Origin of the sequence: Mycobacterium simiae, assembly GCF_010727605.1 — a bacterium.
Lineage (GTDB): Bacteria > Actinomycetota > Actinomycetes > Mycobacteriales > Mycobacteriaceae > Mycobacterium > Mycobacterium simiae.
This window is the reverse complement of the sequence record NZ_AP022568.1, coordinates 100415-114421: the sequence shown is the minus strand read 5'-3', so window position 1 is coordinate 114421 and position 14007 is coordinate 100415. Positions and strand designations below refer to the sequence as shown.

Here is a 14007-nt window from a genome sequence, read left to right as displayed (position 1 = left end):
TGGCGGGCGATGCGCGAACGAATGTCCTGGAATGTGGCGGTGCCGTTGGCCGCCCTGGTCATGCTTGCGCTGACCTGGGACACGGTGCCTGGGCCACTGCTCGCCGGGCTCGAGGCGATATTCCTGATCGGTGCCGTGTTGGCCGCGGTGCACCACGCGGAGGTGGTGGCCCATCGGGTTGGGGAGCCATTCGGGTCGCTGGTGCTCGCCACGGCGGTAACCGTTATCGAGCTGGCGCTCATCATTGCGCTGATGGCTTCGGGCGGCCACGATGCGGAGACGCTGGCCCGAGACACCGCGCTGGCCGCGGTGATGATCACCCTGAACGGCATTGCCGGGTTGTCGCTGCTGCTGGGTTCACGCCGCTATGGCGTGACGTTGTTCAATCCGCACGGCACCGGCGCGGCGCTAGCTACGGTCACTACGCTGGCAACGCTCAGCTTGGTGTTACCGACTTTCACCACTACCCGCGGGGGCCAGGAATTCTCGCCCGGGCAGCTGGGATTTGCTGCCGTTGCGTCATTGCTCCTGTATCTGCTGTTCGTCTTCACCCAAACGGTGCGCCATCGCGACTTCTTTCTGCCGATCGAGCAAGAGGGTCAGCAGCACCCGGTCGACGAGGAAAGCCATGCGGAACCACCCAGTAAGGCCGCGGCGCTACGCAGCGTCGGTCTGCTGCTGGTGGCGCTCGTCGCGGTCGTGGGGTTGGCCGAGCAGGAATCACCGGCCATCGAGAAAATGGTGGCGGCGGTCGGCTTCCCGCATTCTTTCGTCGGTCTGGTGATTGCGTCGTTGGTGTTGCTGCCGGAGACGCTCGCGGCGGTGCGCGCGGCGCGCGGCGGCCGGATCCAGACCAGCCTCAACCTCGCTTACGGTTCGGCGATGGCGAGCATCGGACTCACCATCCCGGGCATTGCGCTGGCGTCGATCTGGCTCGAGGGACCGCTGATCCTGGGCTTGGGTCCCACCCAGTTGGTGCTCTTTGCGTTGACAGTGGTGGTCAGCATGCTGACCGTGGTGCCCGGTCGCGCGACCCGGTTGCAGGGTGAGGTACATCTGGTGTTGCTGGCCGCCTTCGTATTTCTGGCGGTCGTCCCCTAGCGGCCGAAGGTCCTGGACGGCACGGGCATCGACGCCGGCAATTCCTTAAACTGGGTCGTCCTATGACAGTTGAAGCGCCGATCGCGTGGGAGGTCACTGACGACGTCGACGTCTTCAGCGACATGCTGCGCAGGTGTTATCTCCCGTTCGCGATGACGGGCGAGGACGCTGAACTGGGGATCTTCTCGGCAACCGTGCAAGAACGGCCGTTGGGGCCGCTGCGTCTGGTGGACGGGATAACGTCCCCGCACGGTGGCATCCGGCGCGCCCGGCAAGTCAGCACAACGCCCCGCGACGTGGTTGGGCTGCAGTACGTCCTGGCCGGCCGCGAGTTCATTCGTCAGCGTGACGAAGTGTTGGCGCTCGGGCCGGGCGATCTGATGGTGTGGGATACCGATGTCAGCGGTGCCTACGAAATCGTCGAGACGGTGCGCAAGCGGACGTTGGTTGTGCCGCGCAGCTTAGCCGACGCCTTGGGACTCGACGTGCACACCCCGGCGATGGTGCACGTGGTGCCCGGCTGTCGGCTCGGCGCCATCCGCCCGCTGTTTGGGTTGCTCGAGGTCTTGAGCGCCAACCTCCCGACGATGAGCCTTCAAGCGACGGAGCGGGCGACGGCGTTGGTGATTCAGATGCTCGCCGATGTCGGGGGCGGTTTGCCGGGCACAACGACGCTGCGGCGGCGGGGCGCCGAGGATTTGTGCGAGCGCGTTCTTGCCTATGTCGAGGGCAATCTGGGCGACCCGGCGCTGACGCCAGCGGTAGTTGCGGCCGCGAATTTCGTGTCGGTCCGCACGCTGTACACCGTGCTGCGATCGAACAACATCGCGTTGGCTGCTCACATCCGCAAACGCCGGCTGGCGCGCTGCTACGCCGACCTGGTGACGACCGATGACCCGGTGGGCGACATCGCCGCGCGGTGGGGATTCGTCAGTTTGCCGCATTTCAGTCGCGCGTTCGCCAAGCAGTATGGGATTGCGCCGAGCCGGCTGCGTCGGCCCGCGTAACCCGCTCGCGCAGTCGGACAACTATTGCGCGTCGAGAGTCAAACGAGCTCAGCTCTTCGCTTTCTAACCTGACTTATGTTGCACGGCAAGCGCGTTGCCGTAAGGCAGCAGATGTCGTACTGCCGCAGGCAGAGAGGAAGCACTATGAGTGAGGCGCAAGACGTCGAGTTCGACGCCGATGGCGTGACCCTGCGTGGCTTGTTTTTCGGGGCGGAACCGGCGGGCGGCCGCGCGCCATGTGTTGTGATGGCGCATGGTCTGGGGGGCGAGGTAGCCCACTTCATCGCAGATTTCGCGGCGGTGTTCGCGGCAGCGGGAGTCGCGGCGCTGGTCTATGACCACCGCAGTTGGGGGCGTTCGGACGCCGCACCCGGCATGCCGCGTAACGAGACCGATCCATGGCAGCAGATTCGTGACTACCAGCACGCCATCACCTATGTGCAGAGCCGCCCCGACGTCGACCCGGACCGCCTGGGGGCCTGGGGCACCAGTCTCTCGGCGGCCCATGTGCTGGTGCTGGGCGCGATCGATCGCCGTCTCAAGGCAGTCGCCGGGCAGGCGCCGTTCGTCAGTGGAAAACTGCAGTCGCAGAACCTGATCCGTGCGGACCTGCTGCCCGCGGTTGCGGAGGCGTTTGCCGCCGACCGGCGCGCTCGGTCGGACAGCGATGTGGCGGCAACCATCCCGATCGTCGATGCTGACCCCAACGCCAATGTCGTGCTGCCGAGCCCCGACGCCTACCAGTACTTCTATGGACCCGGCGGGGCTGTGGAACGTGATCCCGGCTTCGCCAACCAGATGACGCTGCGCAGTGTGGAATACGTCCTCGGTTACGAACCTGGCGCATACGTCCCCTACATCACGCCGACGCCGCTCCTGATGGTGGTGCTGGCCGACGACGTGGTGACACCGAGCGAGGCGGCGCTACGGGTGTTCGAAACCGCCGCGCATCCCAAGCGGTTGGTGATCGTCCCGGGCGGTCACTTTGACGCTTACCGGGGTCCCGCGAGCGACAAGGCCAAAGCGGCCGCGCGGGACTTCTTCGTCGAGCATCTCGGCGGTCGAGAAGCGCCCCAATCGGCCACTACGGCAGCCGATTTCGCGGACCTGCCGGCGGTCTAGGCCGACGAACGCGCCCGCAGCGTTTGCAACGCCTGGTCGGCGTGCGCGTCCATGCTGAATTCGCTGGAGATGACGTTGAGCACCGTGCGGTCGGTGTCGATGACGAAGGTGGTGCGCTTGACCGGCAGCAGCTTGCCGAGCAGGCCGCGCTTGACGCCGAATTGGGTGGCGATCGCGCCGTCGGCGTCGGACAGCAGCGGGTAGTCGAAGTTTTCCTTGTCGGCGAACTTGGCCTGCTTGTGCACGGCATCGGTGCTGATGCCGACCCGGTTGGCGCCGACGGCGGCGAACTCGGCGGCCAAGTCGCGGAAGTGGCAGGCCTCCTTGGTGCATCCGGGCGTCATCGCCGCGGGGTAGAAGAACAGGACGACCGGGCCGTCCGCCAACAGCGTGCTGAGCTTGCGTGGCGTCCCGGTTTGATCCGGAAGTTCGAAGTCGGGCACCGTGTCACCAGGTTTCATGGCCGTCAGGCTACGCCGGTGTGCGTCGTCGTCGGGCTGTGCCCGATTGCCCGGCTCCTTGCACTCCGCTGCGCGGTGTGCGTCGTCGTCGGGCTGTGCCCGATTGCCGCGTCGTCGACCCGAGGGGATCTGCGAGGATGGTTCAGTGCACCCTGACCTCGCCCACACGACCTCGCGGGAGGAGTTTCGCCAGCTCGCGGCGGAACACCGCGTCGTGCCGGTGACCCGGAAGGTCTTGGCCGACAGTGAGACACCCCTATCCGCATACCGCAAGCTCGCCGCCAATCGCCCCGGCACCTTCCTGCTGGAGTCCGCGGAAAACGGCAGGTCGTGGTCGCGCTGGTCGTTCATCGGGGCTGGAGCGCCCTCGGCGCTGACCGTGCGCGACGGCCAGGCGGTCTGGCTGGGGGCAGTGCCGCAGGACGCGCCCACCGGCGGTGACCCGCTCGATGCGCTGCGGGCAACCCTGGAGCTGCTTGCCACGGCGGCGGTCCCGGGGCTGCCGCCGCTGTCGGGCGGACTGGTCGGGTTCTTCGCCTACGACATGGTGCGGCGCCTGGAACGCTTGCCCGAGTTGGCCGTCGACGACCTCGGGCTGCCGGACATGCTGATGTTGCTCGCCACCGACGTGGCCGCTGTCGACCACCACGAGGGCACCATCACGCTGATCGCCAACGCCGTGAACTGGAACGGCACCGACGAGCGAGTCGACGAGGCCTACGACGACGCCGTCGCCCGTTTGAACGTCATGACCGAGGCGCTGAGTCAGCCGCTGCCGTCCACGGTCGCGACGTTCCGCCGGCCCGAGCCGTCGTTCCGGTCGCAGCGCACGGTCGAGGAGTACGGCAAGATCGTCGACTACCTCGTCGAGCAGATCGCCGCCGGCGAGGCTTTTCAGGTGGTGCCCTCGCAACGCTTCGAAATGGACACCGACGTCGACCCGTTCGAGGTCTACCGGATTCTGCGGGTGACCAACCCCAGCCCCTACATGTACCTGCTGCATGTACCGAATAGCGTTGGCGCGACGGACTTTTCGATCGTCGGATCCAGCCCCGAAGCCCTCGTCACCGTCTCTGAAGGGCGTGCGACGACCCATCCGATCGCCGGTACCCGGTGGCGGGGGCAGACCGAGGAAGAAGATCAGCTGCTGGAAAAGGAGCTGCTCTCCGACGACAAGGAGCGGGCCGAGCATCTGATGCTGGTCGACCTGGGCCGCAACGACCTCGGCCGGGTCTGCACGCCGGGCAGCGTCCGTGTCGAGGACTACAGCCACATCGAGCGTTACAGCCACGTCATGCACCTGGTGTCCACGGTGACCGGTCTGCTCGGCGAGGGCCGCAGCGCATTGGACGCGGTCACCGCATGCTTCCCGGCCGGCACACTCTCGGGCGCGCCAAAGGTGCGTGCGATGGAGCTGATCGAGGAGGTGGAGAAGACGCGTCGCGGTGTGTATGGCGGCGTCTTGGGCTACCTCGACTTCGCCGGGAACGCCGACTTCGCGATTGCCATCCGCACGGCGCTGATGCGTAACGGTGTGGCCTACGTTCAGGCGGGCGGCGGGGTGGTGGCCGACTCCAACGGTCCCTACGAGCACAACGAGGCGTCCAACAAGGCGCGCGCGGTGTTGAACGCGATCGCGGCGGCGGAGACGCTGAGCGCTCCGGACGCGCCCCGCAATGGCTCCCGAGATGGCTCCCGAGATGGCTCCCGAGATGGCTCCCGAGATGGCTGATGCCCCGGCGGACCGACAGGCCCGGGTGACGATCGGTGTAGCCCAGCTGCTGCTGGTCATCGGCGCCGCCGCGCTGTGGGTGGCGTCGCGGTTGCCCTGGGTGGTCGTCCGGTCGTTCGACGGATTGGGGCCGCCCAAGAACGTGACCCTGTCCGGGGGCATGTGGTCGGCGGCGCTGCTTCCGCTGGCGCTGCTGTTGCTCGCGACCGCCGTCGCGGCGCTCGCGGTGCGCGGCTGGGCGCTGCGGGTGCTGGCGGGTCTGCTGGCCGTTGCCAGCCTGGCGATCGGCTATCTGGGTGTCGGACTGTGGGTACTGCCCGATGTCGCGATGCGCGGAACCGAACTCGCCCACATCTCGCTGGTGACGCTGGTGGGAAGCGAACGGCGCTACTGGGGGGCGGGTGTCGCCGTGGGCGCCGCAGTATGCACTGTGGCTGCGGCGGTGTTGTTGATGCGGTCGGCTTCGAATGCGGAGGCGGCCCGCCGGAGCGCCGTCAAATACGCCGCGCCGGCGACTCGCCGCTCGAATGCCAAACGCGAAGGCGCCGATGGGGCAATGCTGGAGGAGCGGGGAGTCCCGGGTATGTCGGAGCGGATGATCTGGGACGCACTCGACGGGGGACACGACCCGACGGACCGGCCCCGGGGGCCGGACACCGAGGGTCGGTGATGTGCCGCGAGCCGACGGTCGCTACCCTTGCGTGACGTCGTCGAAATCGGCTCAGAACCGGTGCGGTGACCGTCGGTGTGGCTGCGGGAAGGGAAACGACAGGTATGAGTCCGGCGACTGTCCTCGACTCCATCCTTGAGGGAGTCCGGGCCGATGTTGCCGCGCGCGAAGCGCGTGTCCCACTTTCCGAGATCAAGGCTGCGGCCGCGGCGGCGCCGCCACCACTCGATGTGATGGCCGCGCTGCGCGAGCCCGGCATCGGTGTCATCGCGGAGGTCAAGCGCGCCAGCCCGTCGGCGGGTTCGTTGGCGCCCATTGCCGATCCGGCGAAGCTGGCCCGCGCCTACGAAGACGGCGGGGCGCGGATCATCAGCGTGCTGACCGAGGAGCGACGGTTTCATGGCTCGCTCGACGACCTCGATGCCGTGCGAGCCGCCGTGTCGATTCCGGTGCTGCGCAAGGACTTTATCGTCCAGCCATACCAGATTCACGAGGCGCGTGCGCACGGCGCCGACATGTTGTTGCTCATCGTCGCCGCGTTGGAACAGTCCGCGCTGGCGGCGATGCTCGACCGCACTGAATCTCTCGGTATGACGGCGCTCGTGGAGGTACATACCGAACAAGAGGCCGACCGCGCGCTGAAGGCAGGGGCCAACGTGATCGGGGTCAACGCCCGGGACCTCGCGACGCTGGACGTGGATCGGGATTGCTTCGCGCGCATCGCACCCGGGCTGCCCAGCAACGTAATCCGCATTGCGGAATCCGGAGTGCGTGGTACCGGAGACCTGTTGGCGTACGCCGGTGCCGGCGCGGATGCCGTGCTCGTCGGTGAAGGCCTGGTCAAAAGTGGCGACCCGCGCGCGGCGGTTGCCGATCTGGTGACCGCCGGCACCCATCCGTCCTGTCCGAAACCGGCTCGCTAGTCTTTTTGAACCGTTGCTGGCGAGCCCCGTCTTGAAACGTTGAACCCCATGAGCCGTCCCCGCGTTGAGCATTGGTGATGGTGGATCTCACGCGCCCGGCCCTGCCGCTTACCAGCGAGGCCATCTCCACACCCACCCGACACGACCCCGATGCTCGTGGTCATTTCGGCGGCCCCCGCAGCTATGGCGGCCGGTACGTCGCCGAGGCATTGATGGCGGTGATCGAGGAAGTCACCGCTGCCTACGAGAAGGAACGCGTCAATCCGGAGTTCCTGGATCTGCTCGACGGGTTGCAGGCCAACTACGCAGGCCGACCTTCGCCGCTCTACGAGGCCACCCGGCTGAGTGCGCACGCCGGCTCCGCGCGCATCTTCCTCAAACGAGAAGACCTGAACCACACCGGTTCTCACAAGATCAACAACGTGCTGGGTCAGGCGCTGCTGGCCAAGAGGATGGGCAAGACCCGAGTGATCGCCGAGACCGGCGCCGGACAGCACGGCGTGGCCACGGCCACCGCCTGCGCGCTGCTGGGGCTGGAGTGCGTGATCTACATGGGCGCGGTCGACACGGCCCGCCAAGCGCTCAACGTGGCACGGATGCGACTACTGGGTGCCGAGGTCGTCTCGGTCGACGCCGGTTCCCAGACGCTCAAGGACGCCATCAACGAGGCGTTCCGGGATTGGGTCACCAACGCCTACAGCACCTACTACTGCTTCGGCACCGCGGCGGGACCGCATCCGTTCCCCACGATGGTGCGCGATTTCCAGCGGATCATCGGGCTCGAGGCGCGCGCACAGATTCAGGCGCAAGGGGGTCGGCTGCCCGACGCTGTCACGGCATGCGTCGGTGGTGGATCGAATGCGATCGGCATCTTTCATGCCTTCATCGACGACCCCGCGGTGCGGTTGATCGGCTACGAGGCGGGCGGCGACGGCGTCGAGACCGGCCGGCATGCCGCGACATTCACCGGCGGTTCGCCCGGCGCGTTCCAAGGCTCGTTTTCCTATCTGCTGCAGGACGAAGACGGTCAGACGGTCGAATCCCATTCCATCTCAGCAGGTTTGGATTATCCGGGGGTGGGGCCAGAGCATGCATGGTTGCGGGATTCCGGGCGCGCCGAGTACCGGCCGATCACGGATTCGGAAGCGATGGACGCGTTCCGCTTGTTGTGTCGTACGGAAGGCATCATCCCGGCCATCGAATCCGCGCACGCGGTGGCCGGCGCGGTGAAGCTCGGCAACGAATTGGGGCCCGGCGCCATCATCGTGGTTAATCTCTCGGGGCGCGGCGATAAGGACGTCGAGACGGCCGCGAAGTGGTTCGGGCTGCTCGACGAGCAGGGCCGACAATGACCGTCGAGCAAGGTCAGGCCAGCCGGCTGGCCCCGCTGTTCGGTGCGTGCCGGTCGGAAAACCGGGCAGCGCTGATCGGCTATCTGCCCACCGGCTATCCCGACGTGCCCACCTCGGTGGACGCGATGGTTGCGCTGGTCGAATCGGGTTGCGACCTCATCGAAGTCGGCATCCCGTATTCCGATCCGGGCATGGACGGACCGACCATCGCCCGCGCCACCGAAGCCGCGCTGCGGGGGGGAGTGCGGGTCCGTGACGCGCTGACCGCGGTCGAGGCGATCAGTTCGGCCGGCGGCCGCGCGGTGGTCATGACCTATTGGAACCCGGTGCTGCGCTACGGGATTGACGCGTTCGCGCGCGATCTGGCAGCGGCGGGTGGACATGGGATGATCACTCCCGATCTCATCGCCGACGAGGCCGACGAGTGGTTCGCCGCATCCGAGGACCATCGGCTAGATCGCATTTTCCTGGTGGCGCCGTCATCGACGCCCGAGCGACTGGTCAGCACGATCGAAGCATCCCGCGGATTCGTCTACGCCGCCTCGACGATGGGCGTGACAGGAGCCCGTGACGCGGTGTCGACCGCAGCGGAAGAACTGGTGAGCAGGGTCAAGGCGGTGTCCGACATCCCGGTTGGGGTGGGCCTTGGCGTGCGATCGCGCGAACAGGCCGCCGAGATCGGCAGCTACGCCGACGGGGTCATCACGGGTTCCGCGTTGGTGTCGGCGCTCGGCGACGGTCTGCCACACTTGCGTGCCTTGTGCCAGGAATTGGCCCAAGGTGTGCGAGTGTCGACATCATGAGAAGTTTGCCCACCTATTTCCCGAGCCCACCGCAAGGTGTCTGGCATCTTGGGCCGTTGCCGATACGCGCATATGCCCTGTTTATCATCGCTGGGATCGTGGTTGCGTTGATGATCGGTGATCGACGGTGGGCGGCGCGCGGCGGGCAACGGGGGGTCATCTACGACATCGCGCTGTGGGTGGTGCCGTTCGGTCTGATCGGAGGCCGGCTCTACCACCTGGCCACCGATTGGCGTACGTATTGGGGACCAGGCGGTGCCGGGTTGAGCGCGGCGGTGCGGATCTGGGACGGGGGATTGGGCATCTGGGGCGCGGTGGCCCTCGGTGTGCTCGGGGCCTGGATCGGTTGCCGTCGCCGTGGCATTCCGTTGCCGGCCTTTATCGACGCGGTCGCCCCGGGCATCATCCTGGCGCAGGCAATCGGCCGCTTGGGCAACTATTTCAACCAGGAGCTCTACGGCCGCGAGACCACGCTGCCCTGGGGCTTGGAGATCTTCTATCGGCGCGACCCGTCCGGATACATCGACCCGCACTCACTCGACGGCGTGTCGACGGGGCAACTGGCGGTCGTCGTGCAACCGACGTTCCTCTACGAATTGATTTGGAACGTCATCGTTTTCGCCATCCTGATTTTCATCGACAGACGCTACCGGCTGGGTCACGGTCGTCTCTTCGCGGCGTACGTCGCGCTTTATTGCGTCGGACGCTTCTGGGTCGAATTGTTGCGGGACGACACCGCCACCCATATTGCCGGGATTCGGATCAACACGTTCACCTCCACGTTCGTGTTCATCGGTGCGGTCGTGTACATCATGTTGGCGCCTAAAGGGCGCGAGGATCCGGAGAGTCTGCGCGGCAAGGATTACGCTGCCGACGCGGAATCCGAACCGGAGGCGAAGCCGGCCGACGAGCTTGCGGGTGTTGCGACGGCCTCCTCGGCTTCTTCCATGGCTTCCTCGTCTGCGGTGGCGAGCGCTGGCGATCAGGACGAACCGGGGGATCCGGAAGACGCCGTCGAGTCGGCTGAGGTTGACGAAGCCGAAACCGCGACAGCCGAGGGGGCGGAGGCCGCCGAGCCGGCGGTTGAGGAAGCTGCGGAGTCGGAAGCCGCGGAGCCCGCGGTTGAGGAAGCTGACGAGCCGGCAGCCCAAGAACCGGAAGTCGGGGACGCGGCAGCCGAAGAACCGGAGGACGAGGACGCGGCAGCCGAAGAACCGGAGGACGAGGACGCGGCAGCCGAAGAACCGGAGGCCGAAGAACCGGAGGCCGAAGAACCGGAAGCCGAGGACGCGGCACCCGAAGAACCGGAAGCCGAAGAACCGGAGGCCGACACAGCCACAGCCGAAGCCTCCACACCCGGCGTCGACGTCAAGGAAACGCAACGGCGCTGGTCGCTGCGACGCAGAAACCGACGGTAGCGTCGGCCGAGCGAACATGCCCTGACCGTGAGGCTGGGGTATCACCAGCGGATCTGGCATGCTGAGACCGTGACCGATCCGTCATGGAGCCAAGCCCCTGACTCAGGTGCACAACCGCAACAGCCGCCCGGATATCCACCGCCGTATCCGCCCTATTCGGCGGCGCCACAAGCCGACCCGTGGGCGCCCTACGGCCGCCATCCGGTGACGGGGCTGCCGTATTCGGACAAATCGAAAACCATCGCAGGTCTCTTGCAACTGCTCAGTCTGGTCGGCATCGGCGGTATCGGCCGGTTCTACATCGGCGACGTCGGCATGGGCGTCGCACAACTACTCGTGGGCCTGCTGACCTGTGGAGTTGGGTTGATCTGGAGCATCGTCGATGCGGTGCTGATCCTCACCGACAAAGTCAACGATCCGCAGGGCCGCCCGCTACGCGATGGCACCTGAGCTCACCTCGCGCACGCCGGAACAACCGGATCAGTGCGGACATCAGCACCGTCGCTACCTGGCGGCCGGGACCGGCCTACTGCTGGGCGGAGCACTGGGCTACATCGGCCTCGTCAACCCGCACCATGTCGGTTCCCTGTACCCACAGTGTCCGTTCAAGGCGCTCACCGGCTGGGACTGTCCCTTCTGCGGTGGGCTACGGATGACCCACGACCTGCTGCACGGTGATCTGGCCGCCAGCGTCAACGACAACATCTTTCTGCTGATCGGGCTGCCACTGTTGGCTGCATGGCTGCTGATCCGACGACGCCAGGGCCGGCGCTCGGTCCCGGTGGCGGCATTGAGTGCAATCGTTGTCGCGGCAATCGGATGGACGGTACTGCGGAATTTGAGCGGCTTTCCGCTGGTTCCGACCATGCTGAGCGGTTAGTGGCGCGCGACGCGCCGGGATGATTTCTCTGTGGCTTTACCTGTGGTCACCTGAGGGTCACTCCCACCACCCGCGGCGCGACTAAGCTGATCGGCGTGAGTAGACGCGGAAAGATCGTCTGCACCCTAGGCCCCGCAACCCAAACGGATGATCTGACGTTGGCGTTGGTCGAGGCAGGGATGGACGTTGCCCGATTGAACTTCAGCCACGGCGATTATTCGGATCACAAGGCGGCGTACGAGCGGGTACGTGCCGCGTCGGATGCCACCGGGCGCGCGGTTGGCGTGCTCGCGGACCTGCAGGGCCCCAAGATCAGGCTCGGGCGCTTCGCCACCGGGTCCACGTATTGGGCTGACGGCGAAACGGTTCGGATCACTGTCGAGGACTGCGAGGGCACCCACGACCGGGTGTCGACCACCTACAAGACGTTGGCCAACGACGCCGCGGTGGGTGACCGTGTTCTGGTCGACGACGGCAAGGTAGGACTGGTTGTCGAGGCCATCGAGGGTGACGACGTGGTCTGTAGGGTCATCGAGGGCGGCCCGGTCAGCAACAACAAGGGCATTTCGTTGCCCGGGATGAACGTGTCCGCACCGGCCTTGTCCGACAAGGACATTGACGACCTCACCTTCGCGCTGGACCTAGGCGTCGACCTGGTCGCCATGTCCTTCGTGCGCTCGCCGTCGGAGGTCGAGCTGGCGCACGAGGTGATGGATCGACTGGGCCGGCGGGTGCCGGTGATTGCCAAGCTGGAAAAGCCGGAATCCATCGACAATCTCGAAGCGATCGTGCTGGCCTTCGACGGCATCATGGTGGCCCGCGGCGACCTCGGCGTCGAGCTGCCGCTGGAAGAGGTTCCGCTGGTGCAAAAGCGTGCCATCCAGGTGGCCCGCGAGAACGCCAAACCCGTCATCGTCGCCACCCAGATGCTCGAGTCGATGATCGACAGCTCGCGGCCCACCCGCGCCGAGGCCTCCGACGTCGCCAACGCCGTGCTCGACGGTGCCGACGCGGTGATGTTGTCCGGCGAGACCTCGGTCGGCAAGTACCCGCTGGCTGCGGTCCGCACCATGGCCCGCATCGTGACCGCGGTGGAGGAGAACTCCACGGCCGCCCCGCCGCTCACCCACGTGCCGCGCACCAAGCGCGGGGTGATCTCCTACGCCGCCCGCGACATCGGCGAGCGGCTCGACGCCAAGGCCCTGGTCGCCTTCACCCAGTCCGGTGACACCGTGCGCCGGCTGGCCCGGCTGCACACCCCGCTGCCGCTCCTGGCATTCACCGCCTGGCCCGAGGTGCGCAGCCAGCTCGCCATGACCTGGGGCACCGAGACCTTCATCGTCCCGATCATGGACTCCACCGACGAGATGATTCGCCAGGCCGACAAATCGCTGCTTGAGCTGGGTCGTTACAAGCGCGGTGACCTGGTGGTGATCGTCGCCGGCGCGCCACCTGGCACAGTAGGGTCCACCAACCTGATCCACGTCCACCGCATCGGGGAGGACGACCTCTAGCGCGAAGGAGAGCCCGTGCCGGCCGGCTTGGAGTCTGATCGAGAGCCGAATACCGAGAGCGCATCGGATTTCGAAGAACTGCTGGCGGTGCTGGACCTCAATCGTCTGGGCGACGACCTGTTCGTCGGTTCTCATCCCAGCAAGAACCCGATGCGCACCTTCGGCGGGCAGCTGATGGCGCAATCGTTCGTCGCCGCCAGCCGCAGCCTGCTCCGCGACGATCTGCCGCCCAGCGCCCTCTCGGTGCACTTCGTCAACGGTGGCGACACCGCCAAGGACATCGAATTTCACGTGGTGCGGCTGCGCGACGAACGGCGCTTTGCCAACCGCCGGGTCGACGCTGTACAGGACGGCGTGCTCTTGTCCACTGCGATGATCTCCTACATGTCCGGCGGCCGCGGCCTCGAGCATGCCGTCGACCCCCCGGCGGTGCCGCCGCCGCACACCCAGCCGCCGATCGGCGAGCTGTTACGTGGTTACGAGGAAACCGTTCCGCACTTCGTCAACGCCCTGCAGCCAATCGAATGGCGTTACACCAACGACCCGGCATGGGTGATGCGCGATAAGGGCGAGCGGTTACCGCACAACCGGGTGTGGCTCAAGGCATTGGGTACGGTGCCCGACGACCCCGTGCTGCACACCGCCACCATGGTGTATTCGTCAGACACCACCGTGCTGGACTCGGTGATCACCACCCATGGACTGTCGTGGGGCTTCGACCGCATTTTTGCGGCTTCGGCCAATCATTCCGTGTGGTTTCACCGCCCCGTCGATTTTAACGACTGGGTGTTGTATTCGACATCATCGCCGGTCGCCGCCGATTCACGGGGATTGGGCACCGGCCACTTCTTCGACGGCGCCGGGCAACTCGTCGCGACCGTCGTGCAAGAGGGTGTGCTCAAATACTTTCCCCGTTCCGGGCAATAACGGTTATCGAATAGTTACTTGACACCGGTCCGATTTCGATTCTGCTGGCTCATATTTGGGCGTAGATTCGGCTCCGCCGGGTATGCGGTGGGAAAGG

Annotated in this window: 14 protein-coding genes; 13 read left to right on the top strand and 1 reads right to left on the bottom strand. The window is 66.3% G+C overall.

All coding sequences use genetic code 11. The features are described from left to right. Nucleotides 1-9: 9 nt before the first annotated feature. The 3 genes from G6N33_RS00440 (at nt 10) to G6N33_RS00430 (ending at nt 3230) form a co-directional block, all read left to right on the top strand. Nucleotides 10-1101, top strand: a complete 1092-nt coding sequence (locus G6N33_RS00440) for a calcium:proton antiporter (RefSeq protein ID WP_044513334.1) — start codon at nt 10-12, stop codon at nt 1099-1101. Between the two features lie 62 nt (nt 1102-1163). Next, on the top strand, nt 1164-2108 hold the full coding sequence (locus G6N33_RS00435; RefSeq protein ID WP_049919309.1) for a helix-turn-helix domain-containing protein: 945 nt from the start codon (nt 1164-1166) through the stop codon (nt 2106-2108). Between the two features lie 144 nt (nt 2109-2252). Next, a complete protein-coding gene (locus G6N33_RS00430) occupies nt 2253-3230 on the top strand; it encodes an alpha/beta hydrolase (protein ID WP_044511590.1) in 978 nt (325 codons plus the stop codon). On the opposite strand, the gene G6N33_RS00425 is transcribed toward G6N33_RS00430, so the two are convergent. Further along, nucleotides 3227-3691 carry a peroxiredoxin gene (locus tag G6N33_RS00425; RefSeq protein ID WP_101528861.1) on the bottom strand — a complete coding sequence of 155 codons (465 nt, stop codon included), beginning with the start codon at nt 3689-3691 and terminating at the stop codon, nt 3227-3229. The two genes, G6N33_RS00430 and G6N33_RS00425, sit on opposite strands and share 4 nt — an antisense overlap. Before the next feature lie 145 nt (nt 3692-3836). Here G6N33_RS00425 and G6N33_RS00420 point away from each other — a divergent pair, with 145 nt between their 5' ends. The 10 genes from G6N33_RS00420 (at nt 3837) to G6N33_RS00375 (ending at nt 13910) form a co-directional block, all read left to right on the top strand. Continuing rightward, nucleotides 3837-5423: an anthranilate synthase component I gene (locus G6N33_RS00420; RefSeq protein WP_101528862.1), complete on the top strand. Its 1587-nt coding sequence runs from the start codon at nt 3837-3839 to the stop codon at nt 5421-5423. Then, on the top strand, nt 5404-6093 hold the full coding sequence (locus tag G6N33_RS00415) for a TIGR02234 family membrane protein (protein WP_408632813.1): 690 nt from the start codon (nt 5404-5406) through the stop codon (nt 6091-6093). Before G6N33_RS00420 ends, G6N33_RS00415 begins: the two co-directional genes overlap by 20 nt. Nucleotides 6094-6197: 104 nt before the next feature. Continuing rightward, nucleotides 6198-7016, top strand: a complete 819-nt coding sequence (gene trpC, locus G6N33_RS00410) for an indole-3-glycerol phosphate synthase TrpC (RefSeq protein WP_044511595.1) — start codon at nt 6198-6200, stop codon at nt 7014-7016. A 77-nt stretch (nt 7017-7093) separates the two neighbouring features. Next, on the top strand, nt 7094-8368 hold the full coding sequence (gene trpB, locus G6N33_RS00405; protein ID WP_044511597.1) for a tryptophan synthase subunit beta: 1275 nt from the start codon (nt 7094-7096) through the stop codon (nt 8366-8368). After that, complete coding sequence (gene trpA / locus G6N33_RS00400) at nt 8365-9171, top strand: tryptophan synthase subunit alpha (RefSeq protein ID WP_044511599.1); 807 nt, start codon at nt 8365-8367, stop codon at nt 9169-9171. Before trpB ends, trpA begins: the two co-directional genes overlap by 4 nt. Beyond that, nucleotides 9168-10589 (top strand): prolipoprotein diacylglyceryl transferase, encoded by a 1422-nt coding sequence (locus G6N33_RS00395; protein WP_044511601.1) that lies wholly within the window; start codon nt 9168-9170, stop codon nt 10587-10589. The genes trpA and G6N33_RS00395 overlap by 4 nt, the downstream gene beginning before the upstream one ends. A gap of 69 nt (nt 10590-10658) precedes the next feature. Beyond that, nucleotides 10659-11039 carry a TM2 domain-containing protein gene (locus G6N33_RS00390; protein WP_044513339.1) on the top strand — a complete coding sequence of 127 codons (381 nt, stop codon included), beginning with the start codon at nt 10659-10661 and terminating at the stop codon, nt 11037-11039. Continuing rightward, nucleotides 11029-11469: a DUF2752 domain-containing protein gene (locus G6N33_RS00385; protein WP_044511603.1), complete on the top strand. Its 441-nt coding sequence runs from the start codon at nt 11029-11031 to the stop codon at nt 11467-11469. Before G6N33_RS00390 ends, G6N33_RS00385 begins: the two co-directional genes overlap by 11 nt. Nucleotides 11470-11564: 95 nt before the next feature. Further along, complete coding sequence (pyk, locus tag G6N33_RS00380; protein WP_044511605.1) at nt 11565-12983, top strand: pyruvate kinase; 1419 nt, start codon at nt 11565-11567, stop codon at nt 12981-12983. Nucleotides 12984-12998: 15 nt separating this feature from the next. Next, complete coding sequence (locus G6N33_RS00375) at nt 12999-13910, top strand: acyl-CoA thioesterase II (protein ID WP_044511607.1); 912 nt, start codon at nt 12999-13001, stop codon at nt 13908-13910. Nucleotides 13911-14007: the final 97 nt, after the last annotated feature.